The organism is Psychrobacter sp. JB193 (assembly GCF_002285555.1).
Taxonomy (GTDB): domain Bacteria; phylum Pseudomonadota; class Gammaproteobacteria; order Pseudomonadales; family Moraxellaceae; genus Psychrobacter; species Psychrobacter alimentarius.
Genome location: NZ_NRGY01000001.1, coordinates 1,153,573 through 1,174,057, shown reverse-complemented (window position 1 = coordinate 1,174,057; position 20,485 = coordinate 1,153,573). Strand labels below are relative to the sequence as shown.

Genomic DNA, 20,485 nt, shown 5'->3' with positions numbered 1-20,485 from the left:
TTTCAATTAGTGAATGAAGGTTTTTAATAATAGAGAAAAATTATCAACTGTATTAAAATACGCTCAGACAATAGATGCTGTTACCTTTACAATCTATTGTGAACTGACATACAAAAGATAAAAAGCGTAAGGTGTGTTAGTTCTAGGTAACTTCAGCTGGTTATTGTGTTTTAGTTACAACATTATCGTGTAATAATGTGTAGCTGGTTAACGAAAAAAGTTGTAAACTGAATTGATAATCGCTAAGCTACTCCTTAATTGGTTGTGCTTTGTAACTTTAAATGCGTGAAAGATGTCTACTTTAGAGCGTCTTGAAAATCGGTTTTGCTTAACGCATCACTAAAATTATCCTTTGGAGGAAGTCCATGAAATTGAATAAAATTGCTCTAGCTCTGGTTGCCGTAACAGCTGCACCTCTAGCAGCTAACGCTGGCGTAACGATTAGCCCATTGTTACTTGGTTATCACATGACTGAAGAGTTTGGTGATACGTCTGATAAGCAACGTGAAGTTCTTACTACAGGTAAAAACTTGTATGAAAACGCTAACGGCGATGTAATTGGTGATGGTACTCGTGGTAACAACAACGGTGGCATAGCTAAAGAAAGTAGCTTATACACTGGTGCTGCACTAGGTATCGAATTGACGCCTTCTACTCAGTTCCAAGTAGAGTACGGTGTTTCAAATGCAAATGGTGAAGCGTCTGAAGATTCTGCCAAAGCTGGTGTTAACCGTTTTGACGTAGAACAAACTATGCTTTCTGGTAACTTCTTGATTGGTACTGAAGAATTTACTGGTTACACCGACAGCGCACTTAAGCCATACGTATTGGTAGGTGCTGGTCAATCTAAAATTAAAGTAGAAAACCAAGAGACTTATGTTTCTGATCTTACTGGTGAAACAGTTAGTGCTGGTACTGAAGTAACAAGTTCTAAAGACACTATTGGTAACCTAGGTCTAGGTGCTATGTATCGTATCAACGATGCACTAAGCCTACGTGGTGAAGCTCGTGCGATTCACAACTTTGATAACAACTGGTGGGAAGGCATGGCTTTGGCTGGCCTAGAAGTAGTACTTGGCGGTCACTTAGCGCCTACAGTAGCTGTACCACCAATGGAAGAGCCAGTAGTTGACAACACTCCAGTAGTTGTTGTTGAATCTGATCTTGACTCTGATGGTGATGGTGTAGCTGATAGTATCGATCAGTGCCCAGGTACTCCAATGAACGTAGTTGTTGATGAAGTTGGTTGCCCAGTACCAGTAGATATTACTGATGAACTGAAAATGGAACTACGTGTATTCTTTGATAACGACAAATCAGCTATCAAAAATCAGTACAAGCCAGAAATCGCTAAAGTAGCAGAGAAGATGCGCGAGTATCCTAACTCTACAGCACGTATTGAAGGTCATGCTTCTAAAACAGGTCCTTCAGCACGTTATAACCAACGTCTATCTGAAGCTCGTGCCGTTGCTGTTAAATCTATGCTAACTAACGAATTCGGTGTTGCTCCAAACCGTCTATCAACTGTTGGCTATGGTTATGACAACCCAATCGCACCAAACGATACTGAAGAAGGTCGCGCTATGAACCGTCGTGTTTATGCCATCATCACTGGTGACAAAACAATGACTGTTGAGCAAACTAAAGATATGGTTGTTCAGTAAGTAATAATCGATTGATTATATTGTTAAATATACAGTTACAAAAAAAGCTACCTAACGGGTAGCTTTTTTTATTTATACTTTCAGAAAAGTAAGTTATTACATAAATTTATGAAGCAATAATGTTATACTACCTCCCGAAACATTCTGTAGATTGACAGAATGTACATTAGCATAGCTATCTGTATGATGAATTTATCAGCATAGATATATGATTGTATTGAAATTATTTTATTCTAAATATTTTACCCATTGTAAATTCTATCGTGAATAAACCTTCGATCTCTATCTGATTTATAAAAAACGTTTATCCAGCGGCGCTTACTGCTACTGCACTTTTTTAAGACAAAACGAGCATTTTATATGGCGAACGATATCAAACACCTGCGTAACATTGCAATTATTGCCCACGTTGACCACGGTAAGACGACTTTGGTTGATAAGCTATTACATCAATCTGGTACTTTTGGTGACCGCGCAAACATTGCTGAACGCGCAATGGACTCAGGTGATATTGAGCAAGAACGTGGTATCACTATTTTGGCTAAAAACACAGCCATTCGATGGACAGATCAAACTTCAGAAACTGAGTATCGTATCAACATCGTTGATACCCCAGGTCACGCCGATTTTGGTGGTGAAGTTGAGCGTGTAATGTCGATGGTAGATTGCGTACTTCTAGTGGTAGATGCTGTTGATGGTCCAATGCCTCAGACTCGTTTCGTAACGCAAAAAGCATTCGAGCAAGGTCTAAAGCCGATTGTTGTTATCAATAAAATTGACCGTCCTGGCTCACGCCCTGACTGGGTAATGGATCAAATTTTTGATTTGTTTGACAATCTAGGCGCAAGTGATGAGCAGTTGGATTTCCCAGTTGTTTATGCTTCAGCTTTGAATGGTATTGCAGGTTTAGAAGCAGACGCTTTAGCTGATGACATGACGCCGCTTTTCAAGACCATTGTTGATGTTGTACAGCCACCACAAGTGGATGCTGATGCGCCATTCCGCATGCAAATCTCAAGTCTAGACTATAATAGCTTCGTTGGTGTTATCGGTATTGGCCGTATTCAGCGTGGTAAGATTTCAACGAATACGCCAGTCACTGTCATTGATAAGCATGGCAAAACACGTAATGGCCGTATCCTTAAGATTATGGGTTATCACGGTCTTGATCGTATTGAAGTAGAAGATGCACAAGCAGGTGATATCGTTTGTATTACTGGTATTGATGCACTGCATATTTCAGACACAATCTGTGATCCTAACAACGTTGAAGCATTACCAGCACTAACAGTAGATGAACCTACGGTTTCTATGAACTTCCAAGTAAACAATTCGCCGTTTGCTGGTCGTGATGGTAAGTTTGTGACGTCACGTAATATTCGTGAGCGTCTTGAGCGTGAACTGATTCATAACGTAGCACTACGTGTTGAAGATACTGAATCTCCTGATAAATTTAAAGTTTCAGGTCGCGGTGAGCTTCATTTATCTGTATTGATTGAAAACATGCGCCGTGAAGGGTTTGAGCTTGGTGTATCAGGCCCAGAAGTTATCGTGAAAGAAGTTGATGGTAAACTTCAAGAGCCTTATGAAAATGTTGTCTTCGATATTGAAGACGAGCATCAAGGTTCTATCATGGAGCAAGTTGGCTTGCGTAAAGGCGAGATGACCAACATGGAACTTGATGGTAAAGGTCGTATGCGTATTGAAGCAACGATGCCAGCTCGTGGTTTGATTGGTTTCCGTTCAGAGTTCTTAACGCTAACCTCAGGTAGTGGTATCATGACGTCAAGCTTCTCACATTACGGTCCACAAAAGATCGGTGATGTTGGTGGTCGCTCTAACGGTGTATTGGTTTCTATGGCAAATGGTACTTGCTTAGGGTTCGCACTGTTTAACCTACAGAAGCGTGGTAAATTATTTGCTGAGCCGCAGCTTGAAGTTTACGAAGGTATGATTGTCGGTCTTAACTCTCGTAACGATGACATGGTTGTTAACCCTACCACTGCTAAGCAGTTAACCAACGTTCGTGCCAGTGGTACTGACGAAGCATTGACATTGACACCAGCAGTCAAGTTTACTCTTGAGCAAGCGCTTGAGTTTATTCAAGATGATGAATTGGTTGAAGTAACACCTAAAGCTGTTCGTATCCGTAAACGCTACCTCACTGAAAGCGAGCGTAAGCGTCACGGTCGTAGCAAAAAAGGTGCTTAATATCAAACAGTAGATGACTATCTATTGGAGTGGTATTCGATACTACTGTTTTTTAAGATTGGTATCTAAATAGCTGAAAGATTAGCAGTATAGAATGAACGAAATATAGTTCATCTTATACTGCTTTTTTTTGGGTTGTAATTCTTCTATACTGTAAATAGAAGAATCAACAGTAGTAGTGTTTTTGGTTATTGTTCTTTAAGCGTAATGTTAAGGCGAGTATTTAGACCTTTATCTGGTTGTAAATCAATACTTTGAGGAGAAAATGATGAGTATGGTTTCTGAGTTTAAAGAGTTTGCTCTAAAAGGCAATGTGATGGACTTGGCGGTCGGTGTCATTATCGGTGGAGCCTTTGCGACTATCACAAAGTCTTTGGTTGAAGATATTATGATGCCGATTGTTGCCTTCATAGCAGGTGGTGAAATCAATTTCAAGAACATGTTCTTAGTTTTAGGTGATGTGCCTGAGGGCGTTGCTAGGAATTACGATGCACTCAAGCAAGCGGGTGTACCAGTGCTAGCTTACGGGAGTTTTATTACCATTCTTATTAACTTTTTAATTTTGGCTTTTATCATTTTTATGATGGTCAAAATAGTTAATAAAATGCGCCGTAAAGAAGAAGTTAAAGAAATAGTGAAACAGCCTTCAGAAGAAGTGCAGTTGCTTCGTGAGATTAGTGATAAGCTAAGCAATACCATCATTGAAAAATAAAAGTTTTTTATGGGTATGAGACAAAAAAGGCTAACGCGATGTTAGCCTTTTTTTTGTCTATTTAGATACTCAGAGTGCAGATATAAATGTGTCCGATAAAACTTCAACCATCTAGCAACGCGTTAAGGATTAACGACAGGCGTAACGACGACATTATCATTGGTGTTGATTAGAATCTCTGATGGCCGATCGACGACGATACGTACAAGATTATCATTGCTGACCACTTGCGACTTATAATAGTTGTCTTCAGCAACAGTACATCCAAGGCAACGACCCATCGCGTCCCAAGGCTCTACAAAAAGCTTCTGCTGTGCTTGGTCTGCATTACCACCAATTAGCGAAAAAGGGAGACTGACAATATAAGCAGCCGTACCAGCAACAGCATTAACCAGTTGAAGAGGTTTACCTACGACAGTATCCACCATCATTGTGCCATAAGAAGGGCCAAAATCTGTTTCATCGATTTCTATGGCTGCCAAGGCAGGCTGCATACTCATGACCAGTAAACTTAAGCTTGCAGCAACAGTAAAAAATTTCTGCTTTACTGTCTGTGGCTTCTTGGCTTTGACAATCATAACGATATCCCAAAATTCGCAATTGGTAGGATTATTAGTTGGCGCTATTTCTACTCAGAAGAATAAAAACAACATCAATAAATTGGATATTACAGAAAAATCAATCATATGCACTATTTATGTAAGTGTCTACTATATTAAAGCAAGATGCGCCTGAATAAGCAATAAAAATACGTGTAATCGCTCATCAGTGAGAAAAATATAAAGATTTGGTTCAAAACGATTGGTAATAATATTGTCTTTTTTATTCAGAAAACAATTAGCAATGAGATTCTAGGTAGCATTTAAATCAATGGCTGACACAGGGAGCAGTAAACACTGGCTCGACCATTGAGTTTGACGTTTTCGAGTATCGTTTGACAGTGTAAACAGGCTTCACCTTGTCTACCATAGACGTTCAAGGTTTGCTGAAAATACCCCGTTTGACCATCAGCGACGGTAAAGTCTCGTAGTGTAGAACCGCCAAGTTTAATTGCTTTTTGCAAAATAGTTTTAATATGTCCAACCAAGGTTGTTATTTGATCATAAGACAAATGATGAGCAGGAGTAGCGGGATGAATGCCAGATAAGTACAAACTTTCTGTCGCATAAATATTACCAACGCCAACCACAACCTGTTGTTCCATAATGACTGACTTTATAGGGCGCGTAATAGGCCGTGATGGTTTGTTTGATATGGCAGTCTCGACAGCTTTATTGTTCTCGGTACTCTTGGTACGTTGGATAAAATGGTATAAATAGTCTGCCGTAAATGCATCTGAAAGTGGTTCGGGACCGAGATGGTCTAACAGTTTACTGCCATAATCCTGATACCATAACACTGACCCAAAACGTCTAGGATCATAATAGTGTAACTGTGATCGTTCGTTATTAGTGTTAGTAAATTCGATGACCAAATGATCATGTTTGCGTTTGTCTGTGCCATAACTGAGCTGTTGTAAGCTGCCCGACATTCCTAAATGAATCAAAAGCTGACGCGTTTTTGGTCTATCAGCTTGTGGGATAATATTTGATACTGTAGATGAAAAATTGAGTATCAGGTATTTTGCCCTGCGCTCGACACTATCTAATACATAGTCCACTAGCGCGTCTAAATCATCTGGCATTACCCAGCGCAACTTTGGCTGAAAGATTTTGATAGCAGTAACTTTTTGCCCCAATAGTGGGGTGAGGCTGGTTTTCGTGGTTTCTACTTCAGGCAATTCAGGCATAATATTTTATGATAACTCTACGTTAAAATGGATAGATTGTGGTTCAGTTTGGTGTTTAAGCAACGGCACGACGGGCGTGCAATATGCCATGCTGCTGCTCTAATTTGGCTAAAAGCTTAGACAGATGCGCCAGTCCAGAGACTTCGATATGAAACTTCAAAAAGGCAATATTATCGTCATTACTTAACGTCTCGACTTGGCGAATATTGACATTTTCTTTATCAATAATCTGGGTCAAATCGCGTAGTAAGCCACGTCTGTCATACGCTTCTACATGAATATCTACTGGTTGATAGCGCCCAGATTGAACACGCCATGCCGCTGCTATCTCACGCTCAGGATCACGCTCGATAAGGCGTAAATACTCAGGGCAACCACGATTATGGACGCTAACACCACGTGACAAAGTGATATAGCCTGCAATCGGCTCACCATGTACAGGATGACAACAACCCGCGAGATGAACTTCGATATTATCTAAACCGTCAATACGGATTTTATAAGCATCGAGTTTGCCAGCATCTCTAGTATCTACACTGAGGACAAAATCTTCTGGCGGCTTCTCTGGTTCTAAATGCAGCTGCCGAGAAATATGGCTGGTTAATTGATTGAGACCAATGTCGCCTGTGACCAATCCAACGATAATATCGTCTGTGTTATTGACATTAAAATGTTGAGTATAATCATTTAAATCAATACTGTTTGGATGCACTGACAGACGCTCAAGCTCTTTACTGAGCATTTGACGTCCAATCTCAATATTTTTATCACGATCTTGCTTATTGAACCATTGGCGCAGTTTTGAGCGTGCACGGTTGGTATGAATGTAACCCAGCGAGGCGACTAACCAATCTCGGTTTGGCTCGCGTGACGCCTTAGTGATGATTTCAACCTGTTCGCCCGTTTTTAGCTGATAGGTCAGTGGCACGTAGCGCTGGTTGACACGAGCGGCTTGTGCACGATTACCCACTTGCGTGTGCACATAATAGGCAAAATCAAGTACGGTCGCACCTTTTGGTAGCTCGGTGATATCACCATCGCGACTAAAGATATAAATGCGTTCAAGCTCATCAAAATCAACGAGCTGCTCTTCTTCATCAAAACCCATCTCATCTATCTCTTCACCTGTCAGTAAAGAGGAGCGCAACTGGTTCCGCGTTTCATTATTGATCGATAACAGCTGACGAAGAGAGCTGATTCTTTGGTTCAGATAATTGTCTTTTTTATTTTTTAGACCTTCTTTGTAATTGACATGAGCACACATGCCAAGCTCGGCCTCAAAATGCATTTCATGGGTACGAATCTGTATTTCAAGAGATTTGTTTTCAGCAATAACGGCAGTATGTAGGGAACGATAACCATTAGATTTAGGGTTGGTAAGATAATCATCAAACTGTTCGGGAATATAACGCCATAAACCATGCACCAAACCAAGCACATGATAGCAATCTGCCGGATTATTGACCAATACACGCAGTGCACGAATATCGTAAAGCTGATCAAACGATAAACCTTTCAGCTTCATTTTTCGGTAAATAGAATAAATGTGTTTGACACGTCCCGACAGTTCAGCCTCGATATTGGCTTCTATCAAAGCGTCATTTAATTTTTTTTGTACGCGCTGGATATAAGACTCGCGCTCACTACGTTTTTCCGACAAAAGTTTTGCAATTTCTTTATAGCGATCAGGCGCAAGATAACGAAACGCCAAATCTTCTAACTCCCATTTGAGTTGAGCGATACCCAAACGGTGGGCTAGTGGTGCATAAATAGTCATGACCTCACGTGCCACGCGATTCTGACGCTCTTCCTTTGAAAAGGTCAACTCTCGCATAGCGAAAGTACGCTCTGCCAATTTAATCAAAACCACGCGCACATCATTGGTGACAGAGATAAGCATACTATAAATATTTGAGAGCTGATCACGCTGATTGTTGACGAAATGGTCTTCTAAGCGTTTATTGCTTTCAATGATTTCAGACAGCTTACCCATGGCCAATGTATCTTTAACAAGGGTTGATACGTCAGTGCCAAATTTCTTTTCGATATCATCAAGACTTATCACGGACTTACGAGCGCTACGGTACAGCATGGCTGCGACCAGTGCGTCCTCATCTTGATACAAGTAGGTTAAGATGTCAGTCATACCGATACCAGTAACATAGGCGCCTGAACGCTCAGACTCACTGGTATTCATATGATTACGGATAAATTCACAAGCCGCACTAAGATTGGGTACAGACTCTTGCCCAATACGTTTGGCAACATTGTCCAACCACGTTGGCACATCAATATTTACTTGATCTAAATCAATGGTCGCAAGGTTTTTTTCTGAAAAGGTCAGCTTCTTACTGATAAAGGAATTATCAGCGTAATCGTTTTCAATCTTTAAATCGTCACTATGAAAAGAATGCAATGCCGAGCGATCAAACGTCGTGTGTAATTTATTGGTAGACAGCTGGTATTTGATATCGAGTGGAATTTGCGCATAGCTGTTGGCAGACTGATGAGAACGTTGGCTTGCGACCAGTTGTGCGGCAAGCGCTGCACTATCGGCTTGTGTGGTCTGTCCATCCACTAGCGGCAATCCTTCACGAATTTTTACCATAGCCGACTCCTCTCCTCTTAGCTATCCTGAATTGAACATAACTTCATCTACAATGTAAACACTTTGAATGGGTAGATGGTTAAAATACCAGCCACAAACCAGTCCAACTGCTAAAAATCTGTATTTTTGGCAACTAAAAAGCGCACGTGCAATATATAAAGCTACGAGTATGAATATTCACTATGCTTTGACTAAACAAATATAGGAAGATTGTTGGTTATTATCTCATTTTAAGGGTACAAATCAAGCGAGGCTATGTAATGTCTGTACGACATTAGGGTAAACAGCCGTTACTCATTAGCTCAGCTTAATATAGGTTTGAAATAAGCGTAAGTTATTGAAAAACGGCTATTTATTGTTTTGATGGGGGCAGTAGGTTGAACGAAATATTAAATGGCTATCTTTTCAAATCGAGCAATGGATTCAACGTGGCCTGTGTGGCAGAACATATCCATCACGCCCGCGTGCGTCAGACGATATCCTTGCTCTAATAAAGCTTTGGTGTCACGAGCAAGCGTTGCTGGATTACAAGAAACATAAACGATTCGCTCAGCATTGAATTTAGGCAAATACTGCATAATTTCCCATGCACCAGAGCGTGGCGGGTCAATTAATAGCGCGTCAAAGCCTTGATTAGCCCATGGCTTATCAATGCAGTCCTGCGTTAAGTCTTGACTATAAAATTCAGTATTGTTGATGCCGTTGCGACGTGCATTATCTGCTGCCCGTAAAGTCATTGCCTCACTACCTTCCACCCCGATAACCGATCCTGTTTCTCCAACAAGTCGCGCCAATGGTAAGCTAAAATTGCCAAGACCGCTGAATAGATCCAAGACGCGTTCACCTGCTTTTAAGTCCAGCAAGTCACAAGCAAGCTTGGTCATTTGACGATTGACAGACAAGTTCACTTGGGTGAAGTCAGTAGGAATAAATTCAAAAGTAAGATCATACTCTGGTAGTTGGTAGTACAAGCGCCCAAACTGCTGGCTCATGTCATCGGCATCTGTCAGAGCAATACGTTCAATACTATCAACGCCTTTAGATTGTAGATACAGCTGCCAATTGCGCGCTGCAAAAAATGTTTTTAGCTTATCGATATCAGCATCTGATAATGGCTCTAAGTTACGGACGATAAGAGCGACAGGTTGATTGCCATCTGGTAGCTCTGGGATTTGCTCACCCATTGCCAACTCAAGCTGAGCAATCTTATCGCGGCTCTCTAACTTACCAATCAAGGTTTTGAGATTCTCAATCTCAAAACCAATACGCGGATCTAAGATATGACACTCATTTAACTCAGCCAAAAAATTACTTGAGCGTTCACGGAAACCGACCAAGGCCGTTTCTTTTTTGACAACATAGCGAACACCAAGTCGAGCTTTGGTGCGATAGCCTAGGCGGTCGCCAACGACTGGCTCAAGCCAATGATCGGGCGCTGCATTGGCTTGATGCATAAGCATTTCTGCCAATACAGATTGTTTAAAATTGATTTGACCAGCAGGTTCCCAATGCTGCAAATTACAACCACCGCAAACGCCGAAGTGCGGGCAGGGTGGTACGGCACGCTCAGGGTTTGGGTTGGCAGTAATGCTAATGGCATCGCCTTCTTCAAAACTATTACGAACATTGGTCAATTTGACCACAGCACTTTCGCCCGGCAATGCAAAGCTCACAAATATTTTTTTACCATGTTTTTCTTCAGCATGACCATCCGCGACGCCAAACCCATTACCATATACGGCAACACCGCGACCATCGTGCGATAAGCCATCAATAGTGAAAGGCAATGGCTCTGCTTCTTTTAGACGACGACGTGTCTTTGAGGAAGGCTTGGATTTTTTCTTATTAGGGGGAATTGCAATATTTTGAGTGTCACTGGCTTTTTGCGTCGCATCAAGCGCTGTAGGTGTTTTTGAATCGGTGGGTTGCATAAACCTGCCTTAATAATGAGTGATAAAGAACTGAAAAATACATACAAAAGCCATTACTAGTGATAATGGTCTTTATGAGTGGGGTGCTGATGACCAATCAGCAATAAAATCTTGGTGGCGCGCACTACCATCCGCGTGGGTATATTTTACTAAATAGTCATGGCTTTGCTGCTGCCAAACCTCAAAACCTGAAGAGGACAACTGACCGGTCAAACGCAACCAGCGCAGATAGATGAGCCAAGTATTCATGACATCAGATTCGCAATATATTGATAGTGTTTGCCAATCGCCATTGCTCACAAGATCGCCAACCATGCTACCATCGACATCTGTTTTACCAGGTAATCCATACAAGCTTGCGACCACATCCATAGCTTCACGGCGACTGGCACCATACTGGCTAAATCTGTCCATCAAATCGAGATGACGAGTATGAAAGCGATTGACGTAGTTATCAAAGCGCATGTTTTTAATACGTTCGCCTTCTTCAAATAACCACGGTGCTGAAAAATCATACTGCATCGCACGATATATCAGTACTGGAATGTCAAAGCCTGAACCGTTCCAACTGATGAGCTGAGGCAGTGTTTCAAGGTCGCTGAATGCGCGAAAAAACTTGGTAAGAATGTCTTTTTCACTAAACTTATCGGCCGTCAATGAGAACAACGACAACTTGCCATCCTTGATATACAACGCAGAAATACACACAATACGCTGTAGTGGTAAGCGCATAAAGTCATGTCCCGCTTCTTGGGTACGTATCGCCGTCAATGCGCTCAATGTATCAGCATCATTGAGTGAGGCCAATTGAGGATAAATACGGCGAGCTGCCTCAATATCAGCAACAGTTTCGATATCAAACACTAAGATAGGGTCAGATGGTAAGGCTTGTGACATAAGTAATCCTGACTATTTATAAGCTTATAGTTAACCTACTATAAAAGCGTTATCGCTAGTGCCTGTGGCATTAACTAACTTTGCATTAATTGACTGCTACGTTGTCATCAACATTGTATAGACCAGTCGATAAATAACGATCACCGCGATCGCATACGATAAAAGCAATCACAGCATTAGGATTTGCTTTGGCTACTTGAGCGGCGGCCCATGCTGCTGCGCCTGAAGACACACCTGCAAAGATACCTTCAGTCTTGGCCAGTTTACGCATATAAACTTCTGCAATACGCTGATCGACATCCATGACTTCATCGACCAAATCTGCGTCAAAGATACCTGGCATGTAAGCCGCAGGCCAGCGACGAATACCAGCGATAGAAGCCTCTTCATCAGGCTGAAGACCAATAATTTTGATGTCTGGGTTTTGTTCTTTCAGGTAGCGTGACACACCTGTGATCGTACCTGTCGTGCCCATTGAGCTGATAAAGTGAGTGATTTTACCCTCAGTTTGTGCCCATAGTTCAGGCCCTGTGGTTAAGTAGTGTGCCTGACTGTTATCGGGATTGTTAAACTGGTCTAATACAATACCGTCGCCATTTGCTTGCATTTGCAACGCTAAGTCACGTGCTGCCTCCATACCTTCATCTACCTCGATCAAGGTTGCCCCATAAGCAATCATGGCGTCTTTACGTTCTTGCGTTGAATTGGTTGGCATCAGCAACGTCATCGGATAACCGCGCATGGCAGCCACCATCGCCAAAGCGATACCTGTGTTACCACTAGTGGCTTCTATCAACGTGTCACCAGGCTTGATGTCGCCGCGTTGTTCTGCTTGAAAAATCATATTAAAAGCAGGACGGTCTTTGACTGAGCCAGCTGGATTGTTACCTTCAAGTTTGGCCAATAAGGTTGCCCCATTGGTGATTTGCTCTTGCTCAGGCAGACGCTGTAATCTGACTAATGGTGTCTGACCGACGCAATCGGCAAGGGCAGTCACTTGAGTGATAAAGTTGGCGTTTGACATGGCCGTAGTGGACATACAGTATCCTTATTAGTTTTTGAAAGGTATTTTCAAACAGTCGTATACGTTTTTTAATGATAATTATGGAGCTAAAATTCACGCTTTAGTATGGTGCTTATCCGTATAAGCTAATGATTTATCAGCTAATTGTAGCAAAGTGATTTTATTAAACTAATGATGCGCAAGAAGTTGCGTCATTATATCACTTTGTTTTTGGCTACGCTGAGGGCATCAAGAGATTTTGGTAAATGAGCAAGCTTTATCTATATTTAGCTGTAAAAATGATTGTAGCCATAGACACCGTTGCAATCGGTTATTAATAACGAATCATTCACTAATGCTGTTAAAATACCCACAATACTCAATGAATAAAAGCAACTTATCACTGCTATCTATACATTGCAAAAAACCTATTAGAGAGTAAAGATTGCATGGCATACAAAAAACGTTTTGATACCAGTAGCGCCTATGGTCAGCTCATCATATTGGTGTTTTTACCAATTTGTGTACTAGCGGCGGTCGGCGGCATTTTGGTCTTTTACGAAACCATGCGTGCCAGCAATTCAGAACAAGAGGTCTTGGCTGAAGCAGTATTGATTCGTCATACGCCAGTCATTGCCGAGCTGGTTCCTGAGCTATTGGAGCAAACGCAGCAAATAGATAACGAAGCGAATGTCGATGAAACAGAAGCGACCAAGCTTGAGGGCATTCGAGATAAGCTGGGTCGTATGCAGTCTGAACAACATGTACAGCGTATTGCTATTATCAATGAAAACAATCAAGTACTCATGGCGGTGGGATATGGTCTAAATGAAGAATGGCCACTGCTGGATGTCGATGTAAAAGAGAATTTTTTGTCGCAAAAACCCACACCTATTGGTACGGCTTATGGCAGCCTATTAGGGGATTTTGACGGGCAAAAACTGTGGCTGCTAGTAGATATGGACAATGAGCCGCTGTATATTGCGCGTTATCGTATTGCCATGGCGTTAGTGATTACGGGCTTATTTACCATACTGATTTTATTGCTAAGCTTGAATATTTATTCAAAGCGCTGGATAGCACCTATTTATGAGCTACGTTTGCAGCTGCAACGTACGGATGTCGAAAACCTATACCAGCCCATTCCTGTTGAGTCGGATGGCGAGCTGAATTTGTTGCAACAAGACTTGGTTAAGACATTGCGTCGTTTACACAGAAGTTTTCAAGAACTTAAAGATCATGCCGAACAAACAGAGGACGATTTACGCCTCGCGTTTGATGAGATGGAAATGCAAAACATCTCGATTCGTAATGCCCGTGATGCTGCTATTTCGACCAGCCAAGCCAAGTCAGCATTCTTGGCCAATATCAGTCATGAACTGCGCACGCCTTTAAATAGTATTGATGGCTTTATCAATCTGCTCGCGCGTCATGGTGAGTTAAATCCTGAGCAAGACTTGTATGTACAAACCATACGCAAATCTTCAGCACATTTATTGGCATTGGTGAACGACGTTCTCGATTTTTCTAAGATTGAAGCGGGCAAGCTGGTGCTGGATCGCCATGAGTTTGATCTCTATGACACTATTTATGACGTGGTCGATATGCTCTCACCTGTCTCTGCGGAGAAAGGTCTGCGCATGGCAGTGCTGTTTTACAACGATGTACCGATGCGTATTAATGGCGATGCGCTACGTCTCAAACAAGTATTGACCAATATCGTGGGTAACGCGATTAAATTCACTGACAGTGGTGATGTGGTAGTACGTGTCAGCTTGGACGATCACCGTGACAATTACCTGATGATTAGCGTACAAGACAGTGGTAAAGGCATCTCGCTTGCCGATCAAAAAATGCTGTTTCAAAGCTTTAGTCAAGGCGACCCATCAATCACTCGTCAATATGGCGGTACAGGGTTGGGTCTGGTCATCTCCAAGCAGTTGACGCGACTGATGGGCGGTGATATTGGCTTTCATGACAATGCGCAAGAGAACATCGCCAATCAGGGTGCAACGTTTTGGTTTCGTATGCCGGCGCATGTCGATGTATTGGAAGCTGCTACTGGACAAACGATTGAGTTGCCAGTATTGGCACCATTGGCAAGTGACACTGACGAGTTTAACGTATTGGTATGGATCAATCATACTGCGTCGATACAGGTACTCAAAGCCAGTTTGCAGTATCTGCCAATCAAACTGACGCAAGCCAACTCCTTACCAGGCGTCCTTGAATCCTTAAAAGAGCGTGGCAATTTTTGGGATTGGGTCATTGTTGATGATGATACTCAAGACGATATGATGGCGTTACTTAAGCAAATTCGACTACATTATCAAGGCAAGCTTGCGGTATTTGGTTATCAGGTGGCGGCTGATCAGGCATTATTAAACAGATATCATGCCAATATTCTCTACGAGCCTTTAGACAAGCGTCAGCTTTATGCCATGCTTGATACGCAAAATCGCAGTGTTCCAAAAAATATGCAAGAGCCACGTTGGAAAGGCGTAACCGTGCTGGCCGTCGATGATCATCTACCCAATCTACTGGTGCTTGATGCGTTGCTTAGTGAGCTTGGTATTCAGGTGATTACAGCAAGTAGCGGTTTTGACGCTATAGAAATCATCAGTAAGCAGCACACCAAAAACCTCAAAATGGCAAAGAGTGGTAAGCAAAGCCTCTCAAATAAAACCCAACTCTCCAAAGCCGAAGCTCGAGATGAAATCAGCAAAAAATCACCTGCTGCACTTTATGCCGAAGAGACGAGTGGTGAAGAAAAAGGAGCTACTCAGGACAAAAGTCATATTGATTTAATCTTTATGGACATCCAAATGCCGCGTATGTCAGGGCACGAAGCGGCCAGACAAATTCGTACGATTGAAAGTGATGACAACCGCGTACCTATTATTGCGTTGACTGCTCATGGCTTGGCTGATGAGAGAGACAAGCTGATTGCGAGCGGTATCAATGACTATGTGGGTAAGCCCATCAGTCAGCCGCAGTTATTACAAGTATTACAAAAATGGCTGGGACGTACGACGACCACGCCAGAATTAACGGCATTGCCAGATACCACCTTACAAGGTATCGACTTGCAAGAGAGTAAGGCTGCGTTTACAAACTTGCAAAATCGATCTTCTCCAGATGGCTATTTCCATGAGAACGTTGAGCGCAAAATAGATATTGGCGAATATTCGACATGGCCTTCAGACTCTACCATGATTGCTTATCCATTGATCCAGAATAATGAGAATGGTCAAGAAAGCAGCTCTGAGATGGTCACTCAGCACAAAATAACTCGGCCATTATCTTTGAAAAAAATTCGTGATGATTACTTGCGTGATAGTCAGCCACGTGAAGATTATAGACGAGAGACGCCGCGTGATACTCAGCCACGTTATGAAAGCTTACGCTTACAAAAGCAGGGCACTACCTCATTACTTCATCCCTCGAATGGTACGGCAGATAATTTCAATGATGAAGCCACAGCAAGTATAGAGTCAGCACAGTATGAGCAAGAAACAACAGGGTTTAGCAATCATCAATCACCTCCAAACCATTCGCGGATGGATGACCTCAACCTTTTAGAAATATTAGATTGGCAAGATGCCTTGACCCGCTCAGCAAACAAACCTGATTTGGCAGCCAAACTCATCATTATGATGCTGGATACCATTAACGATGAAAAGCAGGCATTGACGCAAGCATGGGAAGCCCGTGATCGTCATATGCTGGCGCAAATTGCTCATCGTATATTGGGCGGGAGTCGCTACACAGGTGTTCCGCAACTGCGTCAAGCCAGTCAAGACTTAGAGGATAAGTGTTTATTAAACCTCCAGCATATTACGCCTGCACAGTTTGCCATGCTTGAGCCTTATTATGTGGCACTAATAACCGCATTAAATAACTTACAAACGTTAGATCTGTCTGCTTATCCTCAGCTGAATTATCATCGTTTGAGTGAAAACGACATGACATGGAAGATGATATAACTTGGATGGGTTTGATGCTCAGCTAGCGAGTTTACCGAAGCAGTCAATTATTGCTACGGTAGAACAAATAGAAGCCTGCTAACATTGCTGGTATCTATTCTATCTCTATTCTTCAATAAGGACTGTTATGAACGCGATTGCCACTTATCAGTATGAGACGTTACAAGTCAGCATCACCAACCAGATATTGACGGTTACTTTGAATCGTCCCCACAAAAAGAACGCCATGAGTTTTCAGCTAATCAATGAGCTGATTGCCGTGGCAGGTCGTATCGGTAAAGACAAAACCATACGTGCCGTCATTTTAAAGGGCGCAGAAGCAACATTTTGTGCAGGTATCGATTTGGGCGATTTGAATCATCCAAAGAATAAAGCATTTGCCTTTTGGGAGCTTGTCAAACCATGGCAGAGTGCCTTTCAACGTGTTTGTCTGGTTTGGCGTGAATTACCAGTACCTGTTATTGCTGTTTTGGAAGGCTATTGTATTGGCGCAGGGTTGCAATTAGCGCTGGCTTGTGATGTGCGTATCAGTCACTCTGATTGCCAATTATCTATTATGGAAGCCAAATGGGGCTTAGTGCCGGATATGGGTTTGACACAATCTGCTTTTGGGATTGTACGAGAAGATGTACTAAAAGAGCTGGCAATGAGTGCACGCATTATCGATGCCAATGAAGGTATGGCACTCGGTATCATCAGTCATTGTAGTGATAACCCACTTGAGCAGGCGCAGGCACTCGCCGCTGAATTTGCCGAGCGTTCTCCCGATGCAGTGCTGGCAAGTAAACGTATCATCAACGCCATGTACCAACAACCTAAAATCACGTTATATAAAGAAAAAATATGGCAGCTCAAAATGATGCTGGGTCACAATCGTAAGCTGGCGCTTAGAAAAGCCAAACAAGCCAGTACCGCATTTGCCAAGCGTCAGTTCAATTGAAGATTTTTCACTATAGAAGGTAGATATGGTGACAAATGAGCTTAATAGTAGAGAAGGGTTGGTTGGTGTCATCCGTCTATCGAAACACAAGTAATCAATACGATATAAAAGTATCTGCTGACTAATATAAAAGTAACGGTGATATAAGTAAATGTGCCTTATAATTGCGGGCTGTTGTTTATAAAGCTTATCAAAATAATAAATAAAGAACGGTGAATAAAGAAAGCATAAATCATAAAACTAACACTATATAAAATGGTCTGAATATGTCTGCCCCAAAACCCTCTCTACCCAATAAACCCATTGCTTCTGAACGAGTGCGCTCTGCTGATTTGCCTGTTGCATGGATTATGATGCTTGGACTTATCGTAGCGGTAGGACCGTTATCTATTGATATGTATCTGCCTGCGCTCCCGTCTATGGGTGATGATTTTGGCGTGTCAACAGCTTTTATGGCCAACTCTGTTCCGGCGTATTTTTTGGGTTTGGTATTCGGTCAGCTGTTTTATGGACCATTCAGTGATCGTGTTGGCCGCGTTAAGCCTTTATATATCGGTATGACTTTATATGTAATCGCCTCGGTTATTTGTGCTACAACCAATAACGAGTACGTATTATTTGTTGGACGTACAGCGCAAGCACTCGGCGCTTGTGTGGGCGCCGTGGTGACACGGGCGGCAATTCGTGACCGTTTGACTGCCAAACAAACTGCCAAAGCTTTTTCTATCATGATTTTGGTGATGGGCTTAGCGCCAATACTTGCCCCTTCACTTGGTGCATTGTTTTTGAAATTTTTCAGCTGGCATTCTATTTTTTGGTTTTTGGCAGCCTTTGGTGCGCTGAATTTATTATTGACCAAGTTTTTCTTTTTTGAAACTTTAACAGAAGAAAACCGCAATGTGCGTCCTGCTAGAGAAGTCTTGAGCCAATATTGGGATTTGTTGAAAGATCCAACTTTTAACTACCCAGCGATCGGTGGTGGCCTGCTTATGGGCGCAATGTTCGTCTATATCAGCTCAGCTTCTGAATTAATTATGGACACTTATGGCGTCTCAGCGACACACTTTGGCTGGTTATTCGGTATGAATGCGGCGGGGTTTGTCGGTTTGACTCAGCTTAATCAGTGGCTTACCAACCGTTTTCGTATTTTAAGTATCTTGCGCTTTGGTGCGATGATGCAAGTTGTTTCTGCAGGCGTCCTATTTACCATTGGTTTGATATTGGGTACGGATGCGTGGTTGCCATTGGTCCTTGCTTGTATTTTCTTTTGTATTGCAGGATTGGGTTTGACCCAGCCGAACGCTTCTGCCATCGCATTGGCCTTTCAAAAGCGTCGCGCTGGTATGGCTAGCGCACTACAAGGCTCACTCATGTTTTCGGTCGGTATTTTTGGGGGCTTATTATTAAACCTGTTCCCAGTCAATCCCGTCCTAAAAGTTGGTATTGCTATGTTTGCATTGATGAGCTTAGGTACATTCCTCGTTTGGAAGATTGATCGTAATTTAAACCTTGATGAGACTGATTGATGTAAAACATCCATATCTCTCTTTTATATTGCAAAAGCATTCATACGTTCATCATGTATGAATGCTTTTTTTATGGCTGCTATATTCCTCTACTTCTTTAAAACACCTCTCTAAATACCTGTCTGTTAAAAAATATTACTTAGTAAATATAAACCTTGGCTTCTTTTGCTTTATTAGAGAAATTATACGTAATAACTGAACATAATTATTGCAATAGTAAAATTAGATAAGTATTATCTAACGTAACTTTCTGTAAGTAAATATGTAGAGATATTACTTAACCTTGCTAGATTGTCATTTATCAATATGTATAACAACGTTAAGTTTCAAGGATAGATTATGATGCAGTTATATCGAGCGTTACCCATTTTGTTGAGCGTTGGCCTGTTTGGCTGCGGTAACTCACCCACTCAAGAAAGCGCTAGTGCAGCTGGTACATCAGCAACAGAAAATAAAGACAGCTTTGTGAGCAAATTGCCTGATACCGCACCAGTTATCAAGGTCGCTACAACAGGTACAATGCCTCCGTTTTCGTTCCAAGATGATTATGGCAACATGCAGGGTATTGATATTGATTCAATCCGTGCTATTGGTGAAGAACAAGGGTTCAAAGTCGAGTTTTATAAAGAAACGTGGCAGAACATGTTCGACAGTGTCGAGTCAGGTAGTCGAGATTTGGCTATTTCAGGCATTTCATATAAAGACGACCGTGCTGCTAGATATGGTCTTTCAAACTCTTACTTCTTCAACCCTTCTGCTGTTATGTATGCTAAAAGCAACTTAAACATCAACGGCTTGGGCGATTTAAAAGGTTTGCACGTCGCTGGTATGGACGGCACCAAACAGGTTGATCAAGTCAAGGAAACAGGTGGGTATAGCGAACTCTCTACTACCGTTACCACTTTTTTGCTATTTGAAGACCTTGTCCAAGGTAAAGTCGATGCCATTGTTCAAGATTTACCTTTATTGCAATATACGGCAGCAAATCATCCTGACCATAAAGTAGTCATCGTACCTTATGAAGACGAAAACAATCCATCAGCACAGCAAGTTATATTGATGGCGAAAGGCAATAGTAAGCTTATCAATCAAGTAAATGAAGGTATTGTCAAGCTAAAAGCGAATGGGACCTTTAAAGAGATCGAAGGACGATGGTTGGGTGAAAATGTCTCTACCGCTAAGAGTGCTTCTGATACTACTACTAAGCAATCGAGTTAA

At 42.0% G+C, this 20,485-nt stretch carries 13 protein-coding genes; 7 read left to right on the top strand and 6 right to left on the bottom strand.

The window, feature by feature from the left end; translation table 11 throughout:
• Nucleotides 1-365: 365 nt before the first annotated feature.
• From CIK80_RS05110 to mscL, 3 genes are all read left to right on the top strand, one after another.
• On the top strand, nt 366-1,664 hold the full coding sequence (locus CIK80_RS05110) for an OmpA family protein (RefSeq protein WP_095569093.1): 1,299 nt from the start codon (nt 366-368) through the stop codon (nt 1,662-1,664).
• 360 nt (nt 1,665-2,024) lie between these two features.
• Nucleotides 2,025-3,875 (top strand): translational GTPase TypA, encoded by a 1,851-nt coding sequence (gene typA / locus CIK80_RS05105; protein WP_095569092.1) that lies wholly within the window; start codon nt 2,025-2,027, stop codon nt 3,873-3,875.
• Nucleotides 3,876-4,143: 268 nt separating this feature from the next.
• The gene (mscL, locus tag CIK80_RS05100; RefSeq protein ID WP_095569091.1) at nt 4,144-4,587 is read left to right on the top strand and encodes a large conductance mechanosensitive channel protein MscL; all 444 of its coding nucleotides are present in this window, start codon (nt 4,144-4,146) and stop codon (nt 4,585-4,587) included.
• Nucleotides 4,588-4,709: 122 nt separating this feature from the next.
• Here mscL and CIK80_RS05095 read toward each other — a convergent pair whose 3' ends face one another.
• The 6 genes from CIK80_RS05095 to cysM all read right to left on the bottom strand — a co-directional run bounded on the left by CIK80_RS05095 (nt 4,710) and on the right by cysM (nt 12,836).
• Nucleotides 4,710-5,165: a hypothetical protein gene (locus CIK80_RS05095; protein ID WP_095569090.1), complete on the bottom strand. Its 456-nt coding sequence runs from the start codon at nt 5,163-5,165 to the stop codon at nt 4,710-4,712.
• Between the two features lie 284 nt (nt 5,166-5,449).
• On the bottom strand, nt 5,450-6,376 hold the full coding sequence (mutM, locus tag CIK80_RS05090) for a bifunctional DNA-formamidopyrimidine glycosylase/DNA-(apurinic or apyrimidinic site) lyase (RefSeq protein ID WP_095569089.1): 927 nt from the start codon (nt 6,374-6,376) through the stop codon (nt 5,450-5,452).
• Nucleotides 6,377-6,431: 55 nt separating this feature from the next.
• Nucleotides 6,432-8,984, bottom strand: coding sequence for a bifunctional (p)ppGpp synthetase/guanosine-3',5'-bis(diphosphate) 3'-pyrophosphohydrolase (locus CIK80_RS05085; RefSeq protein ID WP_095569088.1), 2,553 nt, complete (start codon nt 8,982-8,984; stop codon nt 6,432-6,434).
• 389 nt (nt 8,985-9,373) lie between these two features.
• Nucleotides 9,374-10,915 carry a 23S rRNA (uracil(1939)-C(5))-methyltransferase RlmD gene (rlmD, locus tag CIK80_RS05080; protein WP_095569087.1) on the bottom strand — a complete coding sequence of 514 codons (1,542 nt, stop codon included), beginning with the start codon at nt 10,913-10,915 and terminating at the stop codon, nt 9,374-9,376.
• A 72-nt stretch (nt 10,916-10,987) separates the two neighbouring features.
• Nucleotides 10,988-11,812, bottom strand: a complete 825-nt coding sequence (locus tag CIK80_RS05075) for a 3'-5' exonuclease (protein ID WP_095569086.1) — start codon at nt 11,810-11,812, stop codon at nt 10,988-10,990.
• Between the two features lie 85 nt (nt 11,813-11,897).
• Nucleotides 11,898-12,836 (bottom strand): cysteine synthase CysM, encoded by a 939-nt coding sequence (cysM, locus tag CIK80_RS05070; protein ID WP_218830320.1) that lies wholly within the window; start codon nt 12,834-12,836, stop codon nt 11,898-11,900.
• A gap of 428 nt (nt 12,837-13,264) precedes the next feature.
• On the opposite strand from cysM, the gene CIK80_RS05065 reads away from it, so the two are divergent.
• The 4 genes from CIK80_RS05065 (at nt 13,265) to CIK80_RS05050 (ending at nt 20,485) form a co-directional block, all read left to right on the top strand.
• Nucleotides 13,265-16,801: an ATP-binding protein gene (locus CIK80_RS05065; protein ID WP_095569084.1), complete on the top strand. Its 3,537-nt coding sequence runs from the start codon at nt 13,265-13,267 to the stop codon at nt 16,799-16,801.
• Nucleotides 16,802-16,928: 127 nt separating this feature from the next.
• Entirely contained in the window at nt 16,929-17,741 is an 813-nt protein-coding gene (locus CIK80_RS05060) for a crotonase/enoyl-CoA hydratase family protein (protein WP_095569083.1), read from the top strand.
• A 266-nt stretch (nt 17,742-18,007) separates the two neighbouring features.
• Entirely contained in the window at nt 18,008-19,267 is a 1,260-nt protein-coding gene (locus tag CIK80_RS05055) for a multidrug effflux MFS transporter (RefSeq protein WP_095569082.1), read from the top strand.
• Between the two features lie 339 nt (nt 19,268-19,606).
• Entirely contained in the window at nt 19,607-20,485 is an 879-nt protein-coding gene (locus CIK80_RS05050) for a transporter substrate-binding domain-containing protein (RefSeq protein ID WP_095569081.1), read from the top strand.